This is a genomic window from Kitasatospora sp. NPDC034533, from assembly GCF_055575155.1.
Genome location: NZ_JBVITE010000006.1, coordinates 111,364 through 134,278 on the forward strand (window position 1 = coordinate 111,364; position 22,915 = coordinate 134,278).

Genomic DNA, 22,915 nt, shown 5'->3' on the forward strand with positions numbered 1-22,915 from the left:
CCGGTGGCCCACCCGGCATAACCTCCGCCCCGCCGACGTTGGGCCCGGCATGACCAAGATCCTGGTGACCGGCGCAACCGGCAGCGTGGGAAGGCACGTTGTGTCCTCGCTCGTCGAAGGGGGCCACGACGTAAGGGCGTTCGTCCGCGATCCGGCAACGGCTCGGCTGCCCGAGGGCGTTGAGGCGTTCCGGGGCGACCTGGCCGAGCCCGGAAGCCTGGAGCCCGCGCTGACCGGCGGCGTGGGGGCGGTCTACCTGATGTGGCCCGGGCTGCCCGTACGGCCCGAGGTGGTGGAGCTGATCGCCCGGCACGCCGAGCGGGTCGTCTACCTGTCCACGGATGTGCCGGACCTCGCTGACGACGAGCCCGCCGCGGTCTTCCACCAGGAGATCGAGCGGCTGATCCGGCACTCGGGCCTGCGCTGGACCTTCGTCCGGGCGATCGACTTCGCCGGAAACCTGCTGGCCTGGGCCGACCAGGTGCGCGAGGGCGTGGTCCGCTGGCCGTACGGGCGGGCACGGCGCTCGCTGGTGCACGAGCGGGACATCGCGGACGTCGCGGTGCGGGCGCTCACCGAGGACGGGCACGACGGCGCCAGGTACGTGGTCACCGGCCCGGAGTCGCTCTCACACGCCGAGTTGGCCGGGATCGTCGGCGAGGAGCTGGGCGTCCCGCTGCGGTGGGAGGAGCTGCCGCCGGAGACGGCCCGTGAGCAGCTGACGGCCGCCTGGGGGAACCCGGCGTTCGTGGCGGCCCGGCTGCGGGCCTGGGAGTCGTTCACCCGCGAGCCGGAGCGGGTGACGGACACCGTGCGGCAGGTGCTCGGGCGTCCGCCGCGCGACGTCCGCAGCTGGGTGCGGGATCACGCGGCGGACTTCCGGTAGACCGGGGCCCGCCGGGGGCCTCGGCAGCCGGCGGCCCCGGCAGCGGACGACCCGGAAACGGACGGCTCCAGGAGCGGACGGCCGGTATCCGACGCCCTCAGGAGCGGACGGCCTCAGTAACGGACGGCCTTGACCACCACGGGGGTCAGGTTCAGGTCGGCCGGCTGCCTGCTGAAGGCGACGGGCTCGGCCTTCTCGTTCGCCGGGACGTTCTCGGCGCCGACGACGGAGCTGTCCACCGCCTTGCCGGCGGCATCGAGGAAGTCGACCTGCACCGCGTAGGAGGCCGGGTTGGGCCCCGGGTTCCGCACGGTGACGACCACGGCGTTCAGACCGCCGGTGTTCTGCTGGGCGATGCCGGTGATGGTGACGTCCCTCTGGGCGTTGCCGCCGTCCGGCACCCCGCTGAGCACCGAGGCGGCCTTCTCCCGCATCATCGCCTGCTGCGCCGAGACGGACGCCTCGAACGCGGAGGCCGCGGCGGACTTGGCGGCGGCGGCCGACTCGGAGGCCGCCGACGCCGAGGCCTGCGCGGCCGACGCCGAGGCCAGCAGCGACTGGGCGGCGGAGGCGATCGCCGAAGGCGGCTCGCCGGAGAAGGCGCCCGGGTTGGGCGAGGCGGCCGGTGAGCCGCCCGCCGTGCCCGAGGAGGGAGTGCTGCCGCACGCCGCGAGCACGGCGACGCCGGAGGCGGCCACGATCAGCGCGACCGTGCGCTGGGGCGTCCACCACCGGGCCGGCCGCCGGTCCCCGCCCGAGAGGTGCCCGGGCAGTGGACGGTGGCCGGATCGGCCGGGGCTGGGGGGACTGTGGAGTTCACGCACCGAGGATCCCTCTCCTGGTCGGGGGTCGGCGGCCGAGGGGCCCGTAGTCCCCATGCTTGGCAACAACCCGCTCCACAGCGACAGCTCCTGACCCGTCCGAGTGGGCCGGCCCGCGCGGCGACGGCCGGACGGGGGCCGGACGGGGGCCGGACGACAGCCGGACGACGGCCGGACGGGGCCCGACGACAGCCGGACGACGGCCGGACGGGGCCCGACGACGGCCGGACGACGGCCCGACGGGGCCGAGGGCAGGCTTCGGAAGCCGCAGTGCCCTCGGACCCCCTGGAGCCCGAGAGGCCTCAGGCCCCGATGGTCAGCACCGCCTTGCCGTGCAGCCGCCGCCCGAGCAGGGCGTCGACCGCTTCGGCCGCGTCGTCCCAGTCGCCGCGCCAGGTGATGCCGGGGTCCAGCTCGCCCGCCGCGACCCGGTGGGCGAGCCAGCCGAGGTCACGGTCGAGGCCGGAGCAGGCGAGCAGGTAGAAGGAGACCACCGAGCGGTCGTGCCGGGCCGCGTCGCCGAAGAGGGCGCCGAACGGGAAGCCCTCCCCCTGGCCGGAGCTGTGGCCGGCGGCGACCAGGGTGCCGCCCCGCCCCAGCACCTCGTAGGCCTCGACCAGTTGGGGGCCGCCGACGAGGTCCACCACGCCGTCGACCGGGCCGTCGGCCTCCTTCGGCCAGCCGATCACCTCGTGGGCGCCGAGGCGCCGCAGCACTTCACCGTTCCGGTCGGCCGAACCGGTGGACGCCAGCACGTGCGCGCCCGCCGCCCGGGCGAGCTGGACGGCGTAGCGGCCGACGCCGCCGGTGGCTCCGGTGACCAGCACGCGGCGGCCGAGCAGCGGGCCGGTGCGGTGCAGCGCGCGCAGGGCGCTGGTGGCGGCGACGGGGATCGTGGCGAGGTCGGCCAGGTCGGCACCGGCGGGCGCGACACCGATCAACCCGGTGTCCACCGCCCGCAGTTCGGCCCATCCTCCGTCCGGCATCAGGGTGACCACCGGGGTCCCCTCGGCAGGTCCGGAGCCGTCCGCGGCGGCGCGTTCCACGATTCCGGCGGCGTCCCAGCCGAGGACGGTCCCGTCGGGGGCCCGGTCGAGGCCGATGGCGACCTCGCCGTAGTTGAGCGAGGTCGCGGTGACCCGGACCAGCGCCTGGTGGGGCGCGGGCTCGGGGTCCGGGGCCGTACCGAGGCGCAATCCGCCGGGGGCCGAGCGGTCGACCAGGAGTGCACGCATGGAAGGTCCTCCCCAAGATTCTGCCACTGAGTGGCATAAGCCTACAGGTGGCAATCGGCCTCGGACTAGACTGCCGCGATGACTCCCGAGAAGGCCGCAGGCGCCGTGCCCCCGACAGACGCCCCCGAGGGCCCTGGGGCCGCGCTCCCGCTGCGCGAGCGCAAGAAGCTGCGCACCCGCCAGGCGCTGATCGACACCGCCCTGGAGCTGTTCGGCGAGCACGGCTTCGACGGGGTGACGCTGGACCGGCTGTGCGACGCCGTCACGGTCTCCAAGCGGACCTTCTTCCGCGCGTTCACCAGCAAGGAGGACGTCGCGATGGCACCCACCCAGGACCTGTGGGCGATGTTCCTGGAGGTTCTGGAGAGCCGTCCGGCCGACGGAGGCCGGCTGATGGCCGTCCTGGAGGAGACGCTCGCCGAGGCGGTCGGCCGGATGCCCGCCGACGGCTGGGCCGAGCGCGCCCTGGCGAGCCGCCGGCTGGCCGCCCGGACGCCTTCGATGGACGCCCACGGGCTGGCCTTCTGCGACCGGACGACCCGGACGGCGGTGGCGACGATCAACCGCCGCTTCCTCCTCGAAGGCTCCCCGGGAGGCGCCGCACTGCGCGCCCGGCTGGCGGTGGACATGCTGGTCGCCGCGTTCCACCAGGCGATGGACGGCTGGGTGGCCCAGCCCTCCGGGCACACCCGCGCCGACCTCGCGCGCCGGCTCCGGGCGGCCTGCGCCGAACTGCCGGGCGCGCTCGCGGCGACGGTCGAGCCGCGGAACTGAGGAAGTCCCGGGGCACGGGCGCCGCAGGGCCGAGGACGTTCCGGACACGCGCGCCGTCGGGACCGAGGGTGGCCCGGGCACACGCGCGCCGCGGCGCTTTCCCGACGGGATGCGCCGCGGCGTCGAGGACGCGCCGGGCGCGCGCGAGCACAGCGCACGCCCGGACACGGTTCAGGCGGTGGCCGGCTTCGCCGCCTCCACGCCCTCCTCGCCCTGGGTGGGAGCGGCGCCCTGGGTGGGAGCGGCGCCCTGGGTGGGAGCGGCGCCCTGGGTGGGAGCGGCGGCCTGGGTGGGAACGGCCCGCAGCTGCGGGGCGGGCGGCACCGGGATGACGGCGGCGACGGCGGCCGCGATCAGGGCGACGGCGCAGCCGATCACCAGGCCGACCCGGAAGCCGCTCTCCGAGGGCAGGGTGTGCCCGCCCAGGGTGACGGTCACCTGCGACAGCACCACGCCGATCACGGCGGCCGAGACCGAGGTGCCCAGCGAGCGCATCAGGGTGTTGAAGCTGTTCGCCGAGGCCGTCGACGACAGCGGCACCGCGCTCATGATCAGTGCGGGCATCGCGCCGTAGGCCAGGCCGACGCCGCTGTTGCAGACGATCGTCACGACCAGCACGCCCCAGGTGGAGCCCATCAGCGGCAGCGCCAGGCCGTACCCGAAGGCGATCGTGAGCGCCCCGACGACGAGGGTGAACTTCGGGCCGCGCGCCGCCGACAGCTTGCCGCCCAGCGGCGAGACGACCATCATCATCAGCCCGCCGGGCGCCATCCACAGGCCCATGGCGAGCATCGACTGGCCCAGGCCGTAGCCGGTGGCCTTCGGCAGCTGGAGGAGCTGCGGCACGATCAGCGCCTGGGCGTACATGCCGAAGCCGACCAGGACGGAGGCGAGGTTGGTCAGCAGCACCCGGGGGCGCGCGGTGACCCGCAGGTCCACCAGCGGGTCGCTGACGCGCAGCTCCCAGCGGGCCCAGAGCATCAGGATGGCCGCCGAGGCGGTGAACAGGCCGAGGGTCAGGGTGCTGCCCCAGCCCCAGTCGCCGCCCTTGGAGACCGGCAGCAGCAGGCAGACCAGGCCGAGGCTCAGCCCGATCGCGCCGACGTAGTCGAAGCGTCCGCCCGCGGGGCGGGGGGCCTTCACGGCGGGGGCGGGGACGACGGACCAGAGCATGCCGATGATGACGACGGTCAGCACGGCGGTGCCCCAGAACAGCACCCGCCAGCTGGCGTAGTCCGCGACGCCGGCCGCGATCGGCAGGCCGAGGCCGCCGCCGATCCCCATCGACGCGCTGACCAGCGCGATCGCCGAGCCGAGCCGCTCGGGCGGCAGGACGTCACGCAGCAGGCTGATGCCGATCGGCACCAGGCCCATGCCCATGCCCTGCAACGCGCGGCCGGTGACCATCGGCACCACCGAGGTGGCCACCGCGCACAGCACCGAGCCGAGCAGCAGCGGGACGCAGGAGGCGATGAGCATCGTCCGCTTGCCGAGCAGGTCGCCGAGGCGGCCGCTGATCGGGACGAAGACGGCGGCGGAGAGCAGGGTCGCGGTGATGACCCAGGAGGCGTTGGAGGCGCTGGTGTGCAGGAGCTGCGGCAGCTGGCTGATCAGCGGGGTGACCAGGGTCTGCATGATCGCGGCGACGGTGCCGGTGAAGGCGAGCGTCGCCACGATCGGACCGGTGCTGCGGGCGGGGGCGGGGCCGTTGATGACGGGCCTCCTCGACGATCGAGGGGATCAGGTGGTGTGCGACTTGCACACCATGTGCAGGTCGCACATGAGCATCAGAGTACACACGATGTGCATCATGCACATCACATGCGAGCTGCACATTTCTGGCATACTGAACGGTGATCCATGAAGAAACCGCAGGTCAACGCGGTGATGAAGGGACCTCGCCATGGCCAGCCCCACGCACCAGGTGGCACTCGAATTCCTGGTGTTCGCCCGGCACCGTGACCTGAGCCAGGTCGACAACCGCCGCCCCGAGGGCAGTCAGCTCGAACGCAGCGCGTACATCCTGCTCAGCCGGGTCGACGCCGAGGGGCCCATGTCCATCGGGCAGCTCAGCGACGCCTTCGGACTGGACGTCTCCACCCTCAACCGGCAGACGGCGGCGCTGACGAGCGCGGGCCTGCTCGAACGCATCCCGGACCCGGACGGCGGGATCGCCCGCAAGTTCCGCCTGACGGACGAGGGCCGGCGGCGGCTGGGCGAGGAGCGCGAGGCCCACGTCCGGGCGCTCGACCTCGTCATGGCGGACTGGCCGGAGGAGGACATCGCCTCCTTCGCCGGCTTCCTGCGGCGCTTCAACCTCGGCATCGAGCGGATCGACGGACGGCCCTGGCCCCGGGACTGAGACGGCGGGCGCGGGTCACCAGTCGGCGGGCCCGGCGGACGGCCCGGTCAGCCGGCCGAGGTGAGTTCGGCGAGGAGGGCGGGGCCGGGCCAGCCGGGGGCGGTGCCGGGCGCGGCCCCCTCGGCCTCGCGGACGAGGGCGGCGAGACGGGCGTTGGCGGGGGCGGTGAGGCCGTGGCGCTCGGCCAGGGCGACGACCTCGCCCTGGAGCGAGTCGATCTCGGTGGGCCGGCCGCGCTGGAGGTCCTCCCACATCGAGGACCGGGCGGTGGCGTCGATCCGCAGGCTCGCCCCCGCCAGCCGCTGGAACAGCGCGTTCGGCAGGCCCAGCACCCAGGGCATCAGCCCCGGCGCCACCGGGCCGAGCCGGGCAGACACCACCCCGGCGGCCCGGAACGCCGCCAGCGCCTCCCGCTGGCAGCGCGCCACGCACCGCCGGTACGCCCGCTGCCCGACCTGCTCGCTCAGCGGCAGGCCGGAGAGGGCGTTGACGGCGTTGTTGAGGTTGATCAGCAGCTTCGCCGCCTGGACGCCCGGCATGTCCGAACGCAGCTCCAGTCGCAGACCGCTCGCCCGTGCCGCGTCGGCGAGCACGTGCGCCCCCTCCTCGGCCGCCAGCGCCAGTGACCCGCCGCTCCCCTGGTGAACGGCGGCGGAGCCGGTCCGCACCACGTTGTACGGCACCATGCCGGCCAGCACCCGGTGGGAGGGCAGCGCGTCCGCGAGCACCCCGGCGTTGCGCAGGCCGTTCTGGAAGCTCACCACCACGGTGCCGGGCCCGAGGTGCGGCGCGAGTTCCCGGGCGGCGGTCGCGGTGTCGGCGGACTTCACCGTCACCAGGACGTAGTCGGCCCCGGCCGCCGCCTCCGGACCGGCCGCCGTCGTCAGGCCGCAGACCTCGCGACGGGCCTCACCCGGCCCGGTGAGGGTCAGCCCGTCCGCCTCGATCGCCGCCATCGCGGCCGGCCGCCCGATCAGGGTGACGTCGGCGGCCGAGGCGAGCATACCGCCGAGGTGGCAGCCGACGGACCCGGCGCCGAACACGGCGATCCGCGGGCGGGGCCGGGAATCCACGGCGGACATGACGCCTCCTGGAGCGGCGGGGAGCGGTCAGTCGAAGAGGTCCGGATCGGAGGCGGTGATCTGGTCCCACAACGGGCGGGCCTGGAACCAGCCGGCCAGCGAGGTCCCCAGCTGACCACGGGTGATCAGCGCGGTCTCCCGGTCGATCAGCTTGGGGGTGCCGGCCGCCATCGCGAGCAGCTGCGCCTGGCAGGAGCGCTCCATCGTGACGAACCACCAGACCGCCTCGGCGACGGACTGCCCGACCGTGAGCAGACCGTGGTTCTGGAGGATCACCGCCTTGTATCCGCCCAGCGCGGCGGCCACCCGCCGCCCCTCCTCGACGTCGGTCACCACGCCCCGGTAGTCGCTGTACAGCCCGTGGTCCTCGAAGAAGGCGCAGGCGTCCTGGGTGATCGGGGCCAGCGGGATGCCCAGACTGGAGAAGGCCTTGCCGTACAGCGAGTGGGAGTGCGCGGCGGCGATCGCGTCCGGGCGGGCCGCGTGCACCTGGGAGTGGATCGCGAACGCGGCCCGGTTCACCGGCCGGGTGCCGTGCAGCAGGGTGCCCTCGTGGTCGACCAGGACCAGGTCGGAGGCCTTGATCTGGTGGAAGCTCATGCCGAACGGGTTCACCCAGAACCGGCCCGGGTCCTCCGGGTCACGCACGGTGATGTGCCCGGCGACGCCCTCCGAGAAGCCGAACCGGCCGAACAGCCGGAATCCCGCCGCCAGTTGCTCCCTGCGGTACCGGCGCTCCGCCTCCACCGACTCGAAGACCGGCGGCAGGGGCAGGCCCACCCCCTCCGGGGCCGGTCCCACGACGCCGGACGCCTCGTAGGGGTCGGTGGTCTGCTGCGGTGCGGGCATGGCGACTCCTGGGGCTGCGACGGTGCGGCGAGGGGTGGCAGAGCGACTCAGCTGAGGTTCGAGAACATACACGGCCCGGCGCTGCGGGGGGGCCTCGGCGGACTAGGCCCTTGCGCCCGGGTTCCAGTCCTCGGCGAGGAGGCCGAGCAGCACCTGGTTCACGAACCGGCCCATCACCCAGGCCGAGGAGCGCAGTTCGCCCTCGCGGACGAAGCCGTTCTGCTCGGCGGCGCGCAGCATCGGGGCGTTGTCCGCGAGCGTCTCGACCTGGAGCCGGTTGAGGCCGCGCACGACGAACCCGTAGTGGCACAGCACCGCGACCACGTCGGCGCCGTAGCCCTTGCCACGGCAGGACGGCAGCAGTCCCAGCCCGAGGTGCGCGGAGCGGTGGTGGGTGTCGATGCCCCACAGGTTCGCGGAGCCGACCAGCGTGCCGCTGTCCAACTCCACGACGGAGAAGGGGACGTTCGCCTGGTTCTGCTCGTCCACCACGAGCCTCGGATCGTTCGAGCCGGGCACGATCGGCCGCCACGGACCGCATTCGGAGCGGGCGGAGTTGGCCACGTCGTCGTACAGCTCGGCCCGCAGGATCGGTATGTCCTCGTCGTACCGGGCGCGCAGCCCGATCTTGTCGCCTCGAAGCATGCGAGGTTCCTATCCGAACGAGTCGGCGGGCGGCAATCCCTTTGGCCTCACGGATTTACCCCGGCGCGAGACGTCGGCCGGTCCGACTTCTCGCGCCGAGGCGGGGGTTCAGCTCGCCGGGCCGATCCCCTCCGGGAGGGCGGCCACCACCAGGGCGACGGCTTCCTCCGGCGTCTCGGTGCGCGCGATCAGCTCACCACGGTTCCGCACCCCGTACAGCCCGTCGTCGTACGGGCAGAGGACGTAGCCGACCCGCGTCTTCCAGAAGTCCTCGATGCTGGTGGAGAACCACAGGTTGAAGTGGCTGTTGACCGGCATCAGCCCACGCAGCACCGGCTGGTCGTACGCCGCCGCCAGCACCGCGTGGGCGCGCGGGTGCCGGCTGTACGGCGCCGAGTGGACGCGGTCGAGCTTGACGAGCCAGGTCAACTCGACCTTGCCGAAGGGTTCGCGCTCGTGGGCGAGGGCCCAGGGCCGGTACCTGATGAACGAGGCGCGCCCGGGTCTCTTCGAGGCCCGCGCCGCCGGTCCAGGCCGCCACCGCCCTGGCGGCTTTGGCGAGGTCCGAAGTCCCCCCACTGGCCAGGGGCGTGCCGTTGAGCTGGAGGCGCACCTCGAAGGTCCGCCGTCCGTTGCCCGGCGGGGACACCACCACACTGCGGCCCGTGTCCGCGTCGAGGTACTCCGCGAGGCGGCCCCACTGCCCGTGCGGCTCGGGCAGGGTGAGCCCGAGTTCCCCGGCTGCGTTCCTGAGTGCGGCCCGGAGGGCCCCGTCTTCGTCCCAGTTTCTCTTGTCAGAGCCGGAGTTCATGACCCCAGTCTGTCAGGGTGGGGCCTCACTCCGTCCGGGGGCGGGTGCCACGGCTTCGCTTGTGCTCGCGCAGGAGCGCGAGGAGGTTGATGAGGGTGCTGGCCGGGATGTTGCCGACGTCGATCAGGCGATGGCCGTGGAGGTTGGTCTCGCCCGAGACGGCGGAGGGCCAGAGGAGGCCGAATTCGCGGCCCTCGGTGCGGAGTTCCACGATCAGCTCGGTGAGCTGGCGCGGGGTGAGGTGGAGGAGCGCCGGGTCGGCGGGGTGGATGGGGTGGAGGGCGCTCACGAGCAGCGCTCTTGCTGGAGCTCGAACCAGACGGTTTTGCCGAGGCGTTGGGGATCGACGCCCCAGCGGTGGGCGAGCCCGGCGACGAGCTGGAGGCCCCGACCGGTCTCGGAGAGGAGGGGGAGGTCGCGGGGCTGCTCCGGGGGGAGTGGACTGCGGTCGGAGACGGAGACCCGGAGGGTGTTGGCGCGGTGGTCGATGAGGATGACGGGGGAGGTGGTCTTGCCGTGACGCCAGGCGTTGACGATGAGTTCGACCATGGCGAGTTCGGCGTCCGCGATGAGGGAGGGCGGCCAGCCGGCGCTGGCCATGCCGTCGCGGAGGGCGCTGCGGGAGAGGGTGAGGGAGGGGGAGTTGAGGTTGCGCACAGTGTCTCCCAGGGGGAATGGAGGGATGAACCGAGCGAGCTGTCACCGTGAGCGAGCCCGGACACGGGTGCTCTGCGGTGCGAGGCAGCGTTACTGACGCCCGCATCGGTGATCGGTGCGGCACCGACTGTAGGGCATCTCTGGTACATGTACCGGCACTTCTACCTAATCCTTCACTCGATCGATGGATTGCTGGACCCCTCATGGGATTGCGATGGATGCTTGGGGCATGCCACCAGGAACCACCCCTTCTGCCAGGCAGGAACGAGTCGGCATCGAGCTGCGGAAGATGCGCGACTGCGCCGGCCGCACAACTGCCGAGGCTGCCGCGCTGTTTGGGTTCTCCCGAACGAAGATCACGCAGATCGAGAAGGCGCAGTACCCGATCAGTGCGGAGCGCGTGAGGATGCTCGCCTCCGACTACCAAGAGAGCGACACCGCCTTCGTCGAGGCGCTCGGCGCCATGGCCGAGGAACGCCACAGAGGCTGGTGGGAGGACTATCGCGGCTCCGTGCCGGTCGGCTTCCTGGACATCGCGGAAATGGAGTACTTCGCCAAGGGAATGCGCACCTACCAGGTTTCGCACGTACCTGGCGCCATGCAGACGGAGGCCTACTCCAGGGCCATCTTCGCCGAGGTCTACCCGCCGCTACCTCCGCGCCTCTTCGAAGGTCGACTGGAACACCGCCTCAAGCGTTCGGAAGTGCTGATGCGCGAAGGCGCCCCGCCCTATTCGGCACTGGTCCATGAGGCTGCTCTGCGCATGCGGTTCGGCGGTCGCGCCGCCGCAAAGCAGCAGTTGGACAAGTTGCTTGAGTTCTCGGAGCTCCCGCACGTCACGCTCCAGGTCATCAGCTTCAGCGCCGACGGATTCATCGGCGCAGGCCAGGGCGTCTTCTACGCGAAAGGACCAGTGCCCCGCCTGGACACGGTTCAGCTTGACGCCGTAGGCGGCCCCGCCTTCCTGCACGAGCAGAAGCAGTTGAAGAACTACCGCCATATCATCGACACGATGACCAAGCGCTCCCTGTCAGAGAGCCAGTCCCGTGACGCCATCAGGCTCATCAAGAAAGAGATCTAATCCATGGAAACCTTTCACTGGCGGCGCCCGGAAGCCTGCGCGGACGCCAATGCATGCCCGGAGGTGGCCATAGGTCCCGACGCCGTCTTCGTCCGCAGCAGCCTTCGGCCCGATGGGATCGCCCATCTCACTCCCGACGAGTGGCGCGAGCTCGTCTCCGCGATCCGCGCCGGCGAGTTCGACGCCTGACCCCCTCCCCCACGATTCGGCACGGGGCCGCTGAGCTGCTACTGTTCCTTCCGTCGCGAGGGACAAGATCCCTCGCCAGGCGTCAGCGGTGCTACCAGAGCACGTCCTACTTTCAGTAGGAAGAGTCCGTGCAACCCGGGCCTGGCGCTCCACATCGGACGGGGTCCGGTACCTACACAGGTACCGGACCCCGTTCGCGTTCCTCGCCCCACCCCCACCCTCACCCCGAAACCGCGATTCGGCACACCGGCGTTGAACTGCTAATATTCCATCTGTCGCGAGGGAGTGATCCCCCGTCAGGCGTCAGCGGTGCTACCAGAGCACGTCCTACTTTCAGTAGGAAGAGTCCGTGCAACCCGGGCCTGGCGCTCAACAGCCGGAGGGTCCGGCGCCCCACAGGCGCCGGACCCTTCCGCATTTCGCGGCTCACGACAGGAGCACCGTTGAAGATCTCCACAGACGACCTCTCCGGCCCCGAGATCGCCCGCTTCCTCGACGAGCACGTCCGGCAACTGCGGGCCATCTCCCCGCCCGAGAGCACGCACGCCCTCGACCTCGACGCCCTCCGCCGCCCCGGGATCACCTTCTGGTCGGTCCGGGACAACGACGTCCTCGTAGGCTGTGGCGCCATCAAAAGACTCGACGCGCACCACGCCGAGCTGAAGTCGATGCGCACGGCACCCCTGCGCAAGCGGAGCGGCGTCGCCTCCCTCCTCCTCGGGCACATCATCGCCGAGGCCACGCGCATGGGCTTCACCCGGCTGAGCCTGGAGACCGGCAGCGAGGAGTTCTTCCTCCCCGCCAGGAAGCTGTACGAGAAGTTCGGGTTCACCACCTGCGAGCCGTTCGCGGACTACCGCCCCGACCCGAACAGCACGTTCATGACGCGAACCCTCTGACGGGGCTCGCCACCGCATCAATGCTATTGAAGCCAAATCAGAAAAAGGCTTGATCTCATCCTCACCGAATTCCCCGAGCGGAAGTCGGTTTTCCGCCACCGGGAGCCGGGGTATGGCCGAGACGTTCGCACCCCGACCGTTCCCATTCCTCATCCCGGGGCCGAATCCTCGTCGCTTTCCGATCGGAAGGAACACCCTCATGCACAGGAGCCTCCGGAACGCCTTCGCCACCGTCCTCGTGACGGGTGCGCTCACCGCCGCTGCCGCTCCCGCCGCCGTGGCCGCCGAGCAGGCACAGTCGACAGCCGGGGTCCAGACGGAGCTCCGCAACCCGAAGACCATCAAGGTCGCCGACTACAACCAGGCCCGCAACACCCTGATCAATGCCGGCAGCAAGACGGCTGCCAAGTCCCACCCGGCGCACGGCACCAAGGACGTCCCGGTCTCCCACGGCACCAGCCTGCTCGCCGAGGCCCGCGACGAGTTCCGGGCCGCCGACCGCAACCTTCCGGCCGGCCAGAAGAAGTCCGACATGTCGATCCCGCACTACAACGCCATCCACAGCGCGGCCAAGACCATGGGCATCGACACCTGGTGACGTCCAGCCCGTGACGCGAACGGTCCGTCCCTCCCCCGGCTCACGGCGGAGGGGCGTCCCCGTTCCGGGGCACGTTCCGGTGCGCGTACCGGGGCGCGCTCAGGCTGCCGTCGGACAGCACGTCGTAGACCGTGAGCGACTTTCCCTGGTTGATCGTGATCTGCTCCGGCCCGGACCACTCGGCGCTGACGAACTCGCCGCTGAAGGAGTCCCAGGTGCCCATGCTCCAGTGGCGGGCCGACCAGCCGGTACCGGACACCAACTCCACCCGGTAGACCGGGGCGATCGTGGAGGAGACATCGGTGATGGTCAGCACCCGGTCCGGACGGCCCGGGCTGGGCCACCGCTGAGGCCGGCCCTCCCTGGTGAGCGCGAGCCCCGCGATCCCGATCGGCACCCCGCCGAGAACCAGCACCACCAGAGCGACCGCGCAGCCGATCCGCGACAGCCGGCTTTGGAACTCCGTCTCGATGATCAGCGAGATCACGACCAGCACGAGCGCCGCACCGATCAGCGGCACCGGGTGGTAGAGCCACTGTTCGAGCACCACCAGCCCGCCCGACCGGGACGCACGCCAGCCCCCCAGCAGCACCAGCATCGCCGCGAGCGCCGCTCCTCTGAGCCCCCACGCGATCCGCTTGCGGAGCACCGCTGACACCTTCGCCCCCCCGACGCCTTCCGGTGATATGCGCGCGGACTCTACTACGGGCCCCCGGGGCGGCGCGGCGCCACCGAAGGACCGTTCGGAGTCCGTGACACGTTTGTCCCGCCCCTCCCCCGGCTCACGGCGGAGGGGCGTCCCCGTTCCGGGGCAGGGGCAAGTCCCGGGGCGCGCCCAAGCTGCCGTCCGGGAGGACGTCGAAGGCGGTGAGCTTCGTCTCCCGGGTGATCGTTATCAAGTCCGGCCCGGCCCAGTCGACCCGGATGAAGTCACCGTCCTCGGTGTCCCAGGTGCCCATGCTCCAGTGGCGGGCCGACCAGCCGGTACCGGACACCAGCTCCACCCGGTACACCGGGTCGATCGAGAAGGCGATGTTGGTGACGGTCAGCACCCGGTCCGGACGGCCCGGGCCGGGCCGCCGCTCGGCCTGGCCCTCGCCGCCGAAGACGTACGCCAGCGCGCCGACCATCGCCCCGATGACGATGAGCGGCGACAGCACGGCCGCGCAGCCGATCTGCGCCCACCTGGTACGGAACTCGAACTGGGCCACCGCCGAGGCCACGGCCAGCGCGATCGACGTCCCGAGCAGCAGCACCGGGTGGTTCAGCCAGCGCTCGACCTCGACCAACCCGCCCTGACGGGAGGAGAGGTAGCCCGGGAGGTACACCAGGAAGGCCGCCAGTGCCGCGCCCCGGAGCCACCACACCACCTTCTGGCGACGCGTCACCGTCATTTGCTCCCCCCGGAGTTGCCTTTTGCCGGGACTTTACTACGGCGGCGCCGAGCAGCCGGACGACGGTGCTCCGCCGCCCGGGCCACCCCGCGCACCACCGGCCGCACCCCCGTCACCGCCGGTAGGAGACTCTCCCGTCACCGCCGGTGGAACACGCTCCGCGACCAGAAGTAGCCCACCAGCGTCAGCCCGGTGCACCAGGCCAGGGCGCTCCAGGCGCTGGTGCCGATCCCGGTGCCCATCAGCAGACCGCGCAAGGTCTCGATCACGGGGGTGAAGGGCTGGTACTCCGCGAACCAGCGCATGGCCGCCGGCATGGAGTCCGTGGGGACGATGGCACTGCCGATGAAGGGCAGGAACTGCAGGGGCATCGGCAGGTTGCCGGCGCTCTCGACCGTCTTGGCCACCAGGCCGATGCCCGCCGATATCCAGGTCAGCGCGATGGTGAGGAAGAGCAGCAGCCCCATCGCCGCCAACCACTCCACCGGCCCGGCGTTCGGCCGGAAGCCCATCGCGAGGGCCGCGCCGATCACCAGCACCAGGCCGATCATGGTCTGGATGACACTCCCCACCACGTGCCCGGCCAGGAAGGCGGACCGCGATATCGCCATCGTGCGGAAGCGGTTGACGATCCCCTCGGTCATGTCGGTACAGATGCCGATCGCGGTGACCAGCGACCCGGACGTGGCCGCCATCAGCACGATGCCCGGCGTGACGTAGTCGATGTAGTGGCCGCCGCCGATGCCGGCACCCAGCGTGCTGCCGTAGGCGTAGTTGAAGAGCAGCAGCATCATGACCGGCATCACCACGACCGCGAAGGTCAGCGACGGGTACCGCAGCGCGTGCTTGAGGTTGCGGCGCAGCATGGTCAGCGAGTCGCCGAGTGCGTGGCCGGCCGTGCCCGTGGCGATGCTCATCGCGCCCCCTCCCCGGTCAGCTGGAGGAACACGTCGTCCAGATCGGCCGTCTCGACGACCAGTGACTCGGCCGGGACGGACGCGTTGTCGAGCGCGTCCAGCACGGCCTTCACGGTGAGGACGGAGTTGTCCCCCGGGATGTCCAGCCGCAGCGCCTCGGTGTCGGCCTTGGCGTACTCGAACAGGGCGGCTGCGGTGGCCAGGCGGGCGGCGTCCGCGAACCGGAGGCGGATCCGCCCGCCCGGGACGATCCGCTTCAGCTCCTCGGCGGTGCCCTCGGCGACGATCCGGCCGCCGTCCAGGACGGCTATCCGGTCGGCGAGTTGGTCGGCCTCCTCCAGGTACTGGGTGGTGAGGAAGACCGTCACCCCCTGGTCGGCGACCAGGCTCCGGATGATCTCCCACATGGTGCGCCGACTGCGCGGGTCCAGCCCGGTGGTCGGCTCGTCCAGGAAGATCACCTCCGGGCTCCCGACCAGTGTCATCGCGAGGTCGAGCTTGCGCCGCATGCCGCCGGAGAGGGTGGCGGCGGCCTGGCGGGAGGCCCCGGTGAGGTCGAACCGCCGCATCAGCTCCTCCGCCCGCCTCCGCCCCTCCCGACGGCGGAGGTGGTTGAGGTCGGCCATCAGCAGCAGGTTCTCCTCGGCGGTCAGCAGGTTGTCCACCGCCGAGAACTGGCCCGTCACCCCGATCGCCTTCCGCACCCCGCCGGCCTCGCGGGCGACGTCGTGGCCGGCCACCCGGGCCGTCCCGCCGTCGGCGGGGATCAGGGTGGAGAGGATCTGCACGGTGGTGGTCTTGCCGGCGCCGTTGGGCCCGAGCAGGGCGAACACGCTGCCCGCCGGAATCGCCAGGTCGACGCCCCGGAGCACCGCCTTGCCGCCGTAGGACTTGGTGAGCCCCGCGGCCGAGATCGCCGGGCCTGCCGCCATCAGGCCCTCCGGACGATGACGTTGCCGACCTGGGTGCGGCCGTGCACCTCGACCGTCTCCACGGCATCGCCGGGGCCCTGGGTGGGGCCGAGGTCGTTGCGGACGCCGCCGACCTTGCTGTGCACGTCGAGCCAGGCCGCGGTGCCCTCGGCGATGCCGACCTCGACGTCCCCCACGTTGGTCTGGAGGGTGACCTTGCCGCGGACCACCCGGCCGATCCGGACGTGGCCGTGCGCCGACTTGGCGTCCACGTCCCCCTCGGCGGAACCGACGTGGATCCGGCCGCTGGAGGAGTTGGCGTGCAGCGCGCCGCGCACCTCCTCGATCTCGATGTCGCCGTTGCTGTTCTTGACCGTCAGCCGGCCCCCGACGGAGCCGATCTCGATCCGGCCGGCGCCCGTCACCTCGGCGTCCCAGGCCGTGCCCCCAAGCCGGATGTCCCCGAAGCCGCTGTCCAGCCGGACGCTGTCGGCGTGCTCGACATGGATGCGGCCGAGCGAGGTCTTCAGCCGGCAGGCGCCGAGCGGCCCCTCGGTGATGAACTCGGCCATCGGGGACTCGCTGTGGACCTCGGAGCCGACCGGCAGCTCGACCAGGATCTCGATCGAGCCCTTCTTGCTGGTGAAGACGGAGCGCTGCTTGGGGGCCTTGATGCCGAGCCGGCCGGCCGAGAAGTCGACCTGGGTCTGCTCGGCGGCCCTGACGTCCGCCTCCTTGGCCGGGTTGGCGGGCCGGACCTCGACCACGGCGTCGGTGCGCTTGCTCGCCTTGATCCAGACCGAGCCGATGTCGAATTCGAGGATGGCGGAGATCGGTCCGTCGGTCTCGTACGTAGGCATGGCTGTCCCGTCCTCTTGACTCGTGTGGGTGTCCCCGCTGGTCGGAGCGGGGGTGACGTCGTAGGTGCAGAAGGTGGTGCGGGCGGTGCTGCGCGGGGAAGCCCCGGATGCCGTGGCGTTGCTAGTGGACCCAGCCGGTGAAGCCCTGGCCGCCGAAGGTGCGCGGAACGTGGGTGCCCGGATCGGCGACCGGGCGGCGGGCCGGCTCGCCGCCCTCCAGCGCGCCGGCCACGGCCCGGACCAGCCAGGCGTTGAGCGAGAGGCCGGCCTCTGCGGCGGCCTCCTCGGCCCGTGCCTTGAGCTGGGCGGGCAGGCGCAGGTTGATCCGGGCCGTCTCGTCCGACTCCGGCACCGCCGAAGGTGCCACCCTGGACACCGATGGCACCACGGGCGGCACCACGGGGGCCGACTGTGGCGCCACCGGTGGCAGATCGCCGTGGAAGGCGCCCGAGCCGGGCGGCGCCGTGACCACGAACTCCGGGTCGACGCCGCGCAGCCGCACGTCCACCGAGCCGGGGGCGAGGTCGCGGGTGACCTCGCCCATGGCGGCCGAGAGCGCGTTGAGCAGGGTGAGCCGCACGGCCGACTCCAGCGGGAGCGTCAGCCGTTCGGCCAGCGCGCGGGCTTCGTCGCCACCGGTGGCGGCGGCCACCGCGAGCTCGTTCCGGAGGTTTTCGACGTACGGCGTGAGGTCCATGCCGGTAAGCATGGCACAGCGATGGCGCCATGTCGAGCCATTCATGGCGCCACTTTGGCACCATCACCCGGACGGAGCAGGCGCCGACAGCGGAACCGCCCCGCCGACCGAGGTCGACGGGGCGGTTCACCAGGGGGGACGTCAGCCAGGAGCTACGACCGCTGCCAGGCCGCCAGGTAGGCGTCGATCTCCCCGGCCAGCCGGCTCTTGCCCGCCCCGTCCAGGAAGGAGGCCTCCACGGCGTTGCGGGCCAGCCCCGCCACGCCGGCCTCGTCCAGGCCCAGCAGCCGGGCCGCCACCGCGTACTCGGTGTTGAGGTCGGTGCCGAACATCGGCGGGTCGTCGCTGTTGACCGTCACCAGCAGCCCGGCGTCCACCATCCGCTTGATCGGGTGGTCCTCGATCCGCTCCACGGCCCGGGTGGCGATGTTGGAGGTCGGGCAGACCTCCAGCGGGATGCGGTGCTCGCCCAGGTGGTCGAGCAGCGCCGGGTCCTTCACCGCCTGGGTGCCGTGCCCGATGCGCTCGGCGCCGAGCTCCCGGATCGCGTCCCAGACCGTCTCCGGGCCGGTGGTCTCGCCCGCGTGCGGGACGCTGCGCAGGCCGGCCGCCCGGGCCCGGTCGAAGTACGGCTTGAACTGCGGGCGCGGGACACCGATCTCCGGGCCGCCCAGGCCGAAGCTGACCAGGCCCTCGGGCGCCAGCTCGGTGGCCAGCCGGGCGGTCACCTCGGCCGACTCCAGCCCGGCCTCGCCGGGGATGTCGAAGCACCAGCGCAGCACCACGCCGAGTTCCTTCTCGGCGCGCAGCCGGGCGTCCTCGATCGCCTCCATGAAGGCGACCTCGGGGATGCCCCGCTTGACCGAGGAGTACGGGGTGATGGTCAGCTCGGCGTAGCGGATGTTCTGCCGGGCCATGTCCTCGGCCACGCCGTAGGTGAGCGCGCGGACGTCCTCGGCGTCCCGGACCAGGTCCACGACGCTCAGGTAGACGTCGATGAAGTGCGCGAAGTCGGTGAAGGTGAAGTACTCGGCGAGCGCCGCCGGGTCGGTCGGCACCCTGGAGTTGCCGGCGTGCCGGGCGGCCAGCTCGGCGACGACGCGCGGCGAGGCCGAGCCGACGTGGTGGACGTGCAGTTCCGCCTTGGGCATCCCGGCGATGAACGCCTCGATGCTCCGCTCCGCGGGTTCGATCCGGTTGACGCTGGGGCCGATCCGACTTCCGTCCGGCTGGACCACGGTGGTTCCCTCTTCCTTCTCCGTACCTCTACGCGCGTATCGCGAGGTTCGGCCCAGGATAGGCCCAAGCCGGGCCCGCCGGACCGGGATCATCGCCCCCCGGGAGCCGGCCCGGAGCGGATCCCCGAACGCCGACCGGGACCGGACCCCGGGCGCCGGGCGCCGGCCGGGGTCACCCCCCGAGCGCGACCGCCACCGTGTGGATCAGCAGCCCGGCCATGGCGCCGACCACGGTGCCGTTGATCCGGATGAACTGGAGGTCGCGGCCGACGTTGGCCTCGATCTTGCGCGAGGCGTCGTCGGCGTCCCAGCCCGCCACCGTCTCGGAGATCAGCGAGGTGATCTCGGCGCGGTAGGTGTCCACCAGGTACTGGGCGGCGTCCTGGAGCCAGCCGTCCGCCTTGGCCTGGAGCTTGGGGTCGGTGGCCAGGCGCTCGCCGAAGCCGCGCACGCCGTCACGGATGCGCCGGCGCAGTTCGCTGTCCTCGTCCTCGGCCGCGCCCATCACCAGGGTGCGCACGGCCGCCCAGGTGGAGTTGATCAGGTCCTGCACCTCGGGGCGGGCCAGCAGTTCGGCCTTGGCCCGCTCGACCCTGGCGATGGTCTCCGGGTCGGTCTGCAACTCGGTCGCGAAGTCGGCGAGGAAGTTGTCGATCGCGCCGCGGGCGGGGTGGTCCTGGTCGTCCCGGATCTCGGTGACGAAGCGCAGCAGTTCCTTGTAGACCCGCTCGCCGACCTGCTGGTCGAGGAAGCGGGGCGTCCAGCCCGGGGTCTTCTGGGTGACCTTCTGCACGACCTCCTCGTGGTTGGCGGTCAGCCAGCCGTGCGCCCGGACCGCGACCAGGTCCACCACCCCGTGGTGCCCGCCGTCCGCGACCACCTTGCCGAGCATCCGGCCCATCGGCTCGGCCACCGAGGTGGCGGCGGCCCGCCTGGTCACCGCCTCGGAGACGACCGCCCGCACGTCGTCGTCGCGCAGCACCTCCAGCAGGCCGCGCAGCGCCGCCGAGGCCTCCTTGGTGACGCGCTCGGCGCTGCCCGGCGCGGCCAGCCACTCCCCCAGCCGGCGGCCGATGCCGAGCGCCGCGAGGCGGCCGCGCACCACGTGGCCGGAGAGGAAGTTCTCGCCGACGAAGTCGCCGAGCGAGCGGCCGAAGGCGTCCTTCTTGGTCGGGATGATCGCGGTGTGCGGGATCGGCAGGCCGAAGGGGCGGCGGAACAGCGCGGTCACCGCGAACCAGTCGGCCAGCGCGCCGACCATGCCCGCCTCGGCGGCGGCCGCCACGTACCCCGCCCAGGGGCCGGCGCCGGCCGCCCTGGCCCAGGTGGAGAGGGCGAAGACCAGGGTCGCGAAGGCCAGCAGGCCGGTCGCGATGGTCTTCATCCGGCGGACGCCGCGTCTCTTCCGCTCGTCGGCCGCGGTGAACCGGACCCCGGGGCCGGTTGCGCTGAAGGCTTCGTCACTCACCCCGCCAGTCTGCCCGTTGACCGGCGCGAACGGGGGCGCGGCCCGTGATCACGCACCCCTGGTGGACACCGCGCGGCGGCCGGGCGCCCTTCAGGCCCCGCCCAGCACCATCCGCCGCGCCTCCGCGCCCGCCCAGCGCTCCGGGTCCGTGCACCGCCGCCCGTCCAGCAGCACCCGCACCCCCGGCAGGTCCCCCGGCGTCAGGTCCCGGTACTCCGGGTGGTCCGTCTGGAGCACCGCCGCCACCACCGGCTCCCCGCCGTACGGCGGCAGCCCGAGCGCCGCCAGTTCCTCCGCCTCGTACAGCGGGTCGCTGACGTACGGCCGCGCGCCCGCCGACCGCACCGCCTCGACCAGCGGGAACACCCCGGAGTGGGCCGTCTCCTTGACCCCGCCGCGGTACGCCGCGCCGAGCACCAGCACGCCCTGCCCGGCGATGCCGCCCGGCACCGCCCCCGCCAGCACCCCCACCGCGTACCCGGGCACCGCCAGGTTGGCCTCGCGCGCGGCCCGGACCACCGTCGCGCCCGGGTCGTTCCACAGGTAGAGCCTCGGGTACACCGGGAGGCAGGGCCCGCCGACCGCGATGCCCGGCCGGTGCAGATGGCTGTGCGGCTGGGAGTTGCAGGCCTCGACGACCTCCGCGAAGTCCACCCCGACCTCGTCCGCGTACCGGGCGAACTGGTTGGCCAGCGCGATGTTGACGTCCCGGTACGTGGCCCCGGCGAGCTTGCTGAACTCGGCCGCCTCCAGCGAGGCCAGCTCCCAGACGCCGTTGGGGCGGGGCAGGTCCGGGCGGGGGTCGAAGTCCAGCACCGCCCGGTAGAACTCGGCGCCGCTGCGGGTGGAGGCCCGGTCGAGGCCGCCGACCAGCTTGGGGTGGCGCCGCAGGTCGGCGAGGACCCGCCCCGCACTCACCCGCTCCGGGCTGGCCACCAGCGCGAAGTCGGCCCCGGCGGCGAGCCCCGACCCGGCGGCCAGCCGGGGCGCCCAGCGCTCCCGGGTGGTGCCGACCGGCAGGGTGGTCTCGTAGCTGACCAGCGTGCCCCGCCGCAGTCCGGCCGCGACGGCGTCGGTGGCGGCGTCGAGCAGGGCGAAGTCCGGGCTGCCGTCGGCGGCGGTGACCAGCGGGACGACCAGCACGACCGCCTCGGACCGGGCGACCGCGGCCGTGGTGTCGGTGGTGGCCCGCAGCCGGCCCTCGGTGACGACCTGCTTGAGCGCCTCGTCCAGGCCCTCCTCCCGGGGGAACGGCGGCACGCCCCGGTCGACGCTGTCCACCACGCCGGGCGCGGTGTCGGCGCCGGTCACCCGGTGGCCGTTCAGCGCGATCCGCACCGCCAGCGGCAGGCCCACCCTGCCCAGTCCGACCACGCAGACGTCCAGGCTCATCCCCGTCCTCCGGTTCCGGTCTCGGTGAGTGACGATTGATCAACTCGCGGCGGAGCGCCGAGGTAACGATCACCCACCCGCACCGCCTAAGGGGACCGGAACGCCCTCCCGATCACCGCACGGGCGTTCGGGGTGCCGGAGCCGGCTCGGGAGGGCGGCCCCGGGGGTCAGCCGATCGCGACCTCCGCGTACATCCGGGCGATCACGTCCTCGATGGCCGGCTCGCGCACCGACAGGTCCACCAGCGGGTAGCGGGCGGCGACGGCGGCCACGATCGGCGCGGCGCTGTCCTGGGCCGGGAAGGCCAGCCACTGGCGCGGCCCCTCGACCCTGGTGACCCGGGCCCCGGGCACCTCGACCGGGTGGGCGAGCTCCTCCGCGAGGTCCACCACCAGCGTCCGCTCGCTGCGTCCGGTGGCGTGCAGTCCGTCCAGCCCGCCGTCGTACACCACGCGACCGTGGTCGATCACCATCACCCGGCCGCAGAGCTGCTCGATGTCGGTCAGGTCGTGGGTGGTGAGCAGCACGGTGGTGCCGCGTTCCCGGTTGACCTCGCGCAGGAACTCGCGCACCCGGCCCTTGCTGACCACGTCCAGGCCGATGGTCGGCTCGTCCAGGTAGAGCACCTGGGGGTCGTGCAGCAGCGCCGCCGCGAGGTCGCCGCGCATCCGCTGGCCGAGCGAGAGCTGGCGCACCGGGGTGTCCAGCAGGGCTCCCAGGTCGAGCAGTTCGACGCAGCGGTCGAGGTTCTCGCGGTACCGGGCGTCGGGGATGCGGTAGATCCGGCGGGCGAGTTCGAAGGAGTCGCGCAGCGGAAGGTCCCACCAGAGGGTGGTGCGCTGGCCGAAGACGACGCCGATCCGGCGGGCCAGGGTGACGCGTTCGCGGGCCGGATCGACGCCGGCCACCCGCAGCCGTCCGGAGCTGGGCACGAGGATGCCGGTCAGCATCTTGATGGTGGTGGACTTGCCGGCGCCGTTGGGCCCGATGTAGCCGACGCACTCGCCGGCCTCGACGGTGAAGCTGAGCCCGTCCACCGCGCGGACCTCGCGTTTGACCCGGCTGAACCGGCCGGTGCGGGCCCGTACGGTGAAGTGGCGGTGGACGTCCTGGAGTTCGATCAGTGCCATGGGTGCTCCTTGGAGAGGC

The 22,915-nt window shown here is 72.5% G+C and carries 26 protein-coding genes; 7 read left to right on the top strand and 19 right to left on the bottom strand.

What is annotated here, in order from left to right:
- Positions 1-49 precede the first annotated feature (49 nt).
- Positions 50-886, top strand: a complete 837-nt coding sequence (locus ACZ55U_RS06780) for an NmrA family NAD(P)-binding protein (RefSeq protein WP_465523165.1) — start codon at positions 50-52, stop codon at positions 884-886.
- Positions 887-999: 113 nt separating this feature from the next.
- On the opposite strand, the gene ACZ55U_RS06785 is transcribed toward ACZ55U_RS06780, so the two are convergent.
- On the bottom strand, positions 1,000-1,710 hold the full coding sequence (locus ACZ55U_RS06785) for a hypothetical protein (RefSeq protein ID WP_465523167.1): 711 nt from the start codon (positions 1,708-1,710) through the stop codon (positions 1,000-1,002).
- A gap of 299 nt (positions 1,711-2,009) precedes the next feature.
- Entirely contained in the window at positions 2,010-2,942 is a 933-nt protein-coding gene (locus tag ACZ55U_RS06790) for a zinc-binding dehydrogenase (protein ID WP_465523169.1), read from the bottom strand.
- A gap of 78 nt (positions 2,943-3,020) precedes the next feature.
- Here ACZ55U_RS06790 and ACZ55U_RS06795 point away from each other — a divergent pair, with 78 nt between their 5' ends.
- Positions 3,021-3,716, top strand: a complete 696-nt coding sequence (locus tag ACZ55U_RS06795; protein WP_465523171.1) for a TetR/AcrR family transcriptional regulator — start codon at positions 3,021-3,023, stop codon at positions 3,714-3,716.
- 171 nt (positions 3,717-3,887) lie between these two features.
- Here ACZ55U_RS06795 and ACZ55U_RS06800 read toward each other — a convergent pair whose 3' ends face one another.
- Positions 3,888-5,429 carry an MFS transporter gene (locus tag ACZ55U_RS06800; protein ID WP_465523345.1) on the bottom strand — a complete coding sequence of 514 codons (1,542 nt, stop codon included), beginning with the start codon at positions 5,427-5,429 and terminating at the stop codon, positions 3,888-3,890.
- 190 nt (positions 5,430-5,619) lie between these two features.
- On the opposite strand from ACZ55U_RS06800, the gene ACZ55U_RS06805 reads away from it, so the two are divergent.
- Positions 5,620-6,078 carry a MarR family winged helix-turn-helix transcriptional regulator gene (locus ACZ55U_RS06805; RefSeq protein WP_465523173.1) on the top strand — a complete coding sequence of 153 codons (459 nt, stop codon included), beginning with the start codon at positions 5,620-5,622 and terminating at the stop codon, positions 6,076-6,078.
- A 47-nt stretch (positions 6,079-6,125) separates the two neighbouring features.
- Here the strand turns inward: ACZ55U_RS06805 and ACZ55U_RS06810 are convergent, their stop codons facing one another.
- The 6 genes from ACZ55U_RS06810 to ACZ55U_RS06835 form a co-directional block, all read right to left on the bottom strand.
- Positions 6,126-7,160 (bottom strand): 2-dehydropantoate 2-reductase, encoded by a 1,035-nt coding sequence (locus ACZ55U_RS06810; RefSeq protein WP_465523175.1) that lies wholly within the window; start codon positions 7,158-7,160, stop codon positions 6,126-6,128.
- A 27-nt stretch (positions 7,161-7,187) separates the two neighbouring features.
- Positions 7,188-8,009 (bottom strand): class II aldolase/adducin family protein, encoded by an 822-nt coding sequence (locus tag ACZ55U_RS06815; RefSeq protein WP_465523177.1) that lies wholly within the window; start codon positions 8,007-8,009, stop codon positions 7,188-7,190.
- Between the two features lie 102 nt (positions 8,010-8,111).
- Positions 8,112-8,654 carry a GNAT family N-acetyltransferase gene (locus ACZ55U_RS06820; protein WP_465523179.1) on the bottom strand — a complete coding sequence of 181 codons (543 nt, stop codon included), beginning with the start codon at positions 8,652-8,654 and terminating at the stop codon, positions 8,112-8,114.
- 108 nt (positions 8,655-8,762) lie between these two features.
- On the bottom strand, positions 8,763-9,083 hold the full coding sequence (locus ACZ55U_RS06825) for a DUF6193 family natural product biosynthesis protein (protein ID WP_465523181.1): 321 nt from the start codon (positions 9,081-9,083) through the stop codon (positions 8,763-8,765).
- A 407-nt stretch (positions 9,084-9,490) separates the two neighbouring features.
- Entirely contained in the window at positions 9,491-9,754 is a 264-nt protein-coding gene (locus tag ACZ55U_RS06830; RefSeq protein WP_465523183.1) for a hypothetical protein, read from the bottom strand.
- The gene (locus ACZ55U_RS06835) at positions 9,751-10,122 is read right to left on the bottom strand and encodes an ATP-binding protein (RefSeq protein WP_465523185.1); all 372 of its coding nucleotides are present in this window, start codon (positions 10,120-10,122) and stop codon (positions 9,751-9,753) included. Before ACZ55U_RS06835 ends, ACZ55U_RS06830 begins: the two co-directional genes overlap by 4 nt.
- Before the next feature lie 229 nt (positions 10,123-10,351).
- Between ACZ55U_RS06835 and ACZ55U_RS06840 the strand changes: the two genes are divergently transcribed.
- The 4 genes from ACZ55U_RS06840 (at position 10,352) to ACZ55U_RS06855 (ending at position 12,889) form a co-directional block, all read left to right on the top strand.
- Entirely contained in the window at positions 10,352-11,203 is an 852-nt protein-coding gene (locus ACZ55U_RS06840; protein ID WP_465523187.1) for a helix-turn-helix domain-containing protein, read from the top strand.
- 3 nt (positions 11,204-11,206) lie between these two features.
- Positions 11,207-11,392: a DUF397 domain-containing protein gene (locus ACZ55U_RS06845; protein WP_465523189.1), complete on the top strand. Its 186-nt coding sequence runs from the start codon at positions 11,207-11,209 to the stop codon at positions 11,390-11,392.
- Between the two features lie 443 nt (positions 11,393-11,835).
- On the top strand, positions 11,836-12,291 hold the full coding sequence (locus ACZ55U_RS06850) for a GNAT family N-acetyltransferase (RefSeq protein ID WP_465523191.1): 456 nt from the start codon (positions 11,836-11,838) through the stop codon (positions 12,289-12,291).
- A gap of 199 nt (positions 12,292-12,490) precedes the next feature.
- Positions 12,491-12,889 (top strand): hypothetical protein, encoded by a 399-nt coding sequence (locus ACZ55U_RS06855; RefSeq protein WP_465523193.1) that lies wholly within the window; start codon positions 12,491-12,493, stop codon positions 12,887-12,889.
- Between the two features lie 40 nt (positions 12,890-12,929).
- Here the strand turns inward: ACZ55U_RS06855 and ACZ55U_RS06860 are convergent, their stop codons facing one another.
- The 10 genes from ACZ55U_RS06860 to ACZ55U_RS06905 form a co-directional block, all read right to left on the bottom strand.
- Entirely contained in the window at positions 12,930-13,538 is a 609-nt protein-coding gene (locus ACZ55U_RS06860; protein WP_465523195.1) for a hypothetical protein, read from the bottom strand.
- Positions 13,539-13,671: 133 nt separating this feature from the next.
- Entirely contained in the window at positions 13,672-14,277 is a 606-nt protein-coding gene (locus ACZ55U_RS06865) for a hypothetical protein (RefSeq protein ID WP_465523197.1), read from the bottom strand.
- A 143-nt stretch (positions 14,278-14,420) separates the two neighbouring features.
- Positions 14,421-15,200 (bottom strand): ABC transporter permease, encoded by a 780-nt coding sequence (locus tag ACZ55U_RS06870; RefSeq protein ID WP_465523199.1) that lies wholly within the window; start codon positions 15,198-15,200, stop codon positions 14,421-14,423.
- On the bottom strand, positions 15,197-16,132 hold the full coding sequence (locus ACZ55U_RS06875) for an ATP-binding cassette domain-containing protein (RefSeq protein ID WP_465523201.1): 936 nt from the start codon (positions 16,130-16,132) through the stop codon (positions 15,197-15,199). Before ACZ55U_RS06875 ends, ACZ55U_RS06870 begins: the two co-directional genes overlap by 4 nt.
- On the bottom strand, positions 16,132-16,971 hold the full coding sequence (locus tag ACZ55U_RS06880; RefSeq protein WP_465523203.1) for a DUF4097 family beta strand repeat-containing protein: 840 nt from the start codon (positions 16,969-16,971) through the stop codon (positions 16,132-16,134). Before ACZ55U_RS06880 ends, ACZ55U_RS06875 begins: the two co-directional genes overlap by 1 nt.
- Positions 16,972-17,092: 121 nt before the next feature.
- Complete coding sequence (locus ACZ55U_RS06885) at positions 17,093-17,668, bottom strand: YlcI/YnfO family protein (protein WP_465523205.1); 576 nt, start codon at positions 17,666-17,668, stop codon at positions 17,093-17,095.
- Between the two features lie 152 nt (positions 17,669-17,820).
- A complete protein-coding gene (locus ACZ55U_RS06890) occupies positions 17,821-18,819 on the bottom strand; it encodes an adenosine deaminase (RefSeq protein ID WP_465523347.1) in 999 nt (332 codons plus the stop codon).
- A gap of 259 nt (positions 18,820-19,078) precedes the next feature.
- Positions 19,079-20,374 (bottom strand): DUF445 domain-containing protein, encoded by a 1,296-nt coding sequence (locus tag ACZ55U_RS06895; protein WP_465523207.1) that lies wholly within the window; start codon positions 20,372-20,374, stop codon positions 19,079-19,081.
- Positions 20,375-20,464: 90 nt separating this feature from the next.
- Positions 20,465-21,760 carry a nucleotide sugar dehydrogenase gene (locus ACZ55U_RS06900; protein WP_465523349.1) on the bottom strand — a complete coding sequence of 432 codons (1,296 nt, stop codon included), beginning with the start codon at positions 21,758-21,760 and terminating at the stop codon, positions 20,465-20,467.
- A gap of 173 nt (positions 21,761-21,933) precedes the next feature.
- Entirely contained in the window at positions 21,934-22,896 is a 963-nt protein-coding gene (locus ACZ55U_RS06905) for an ABC transporter ATP-binding protein (protein WP_465523209.1), read from the bottom strand.
- Between the last annotated feature and the right edge of the window lie 19 nt (positions 22,897-22,915).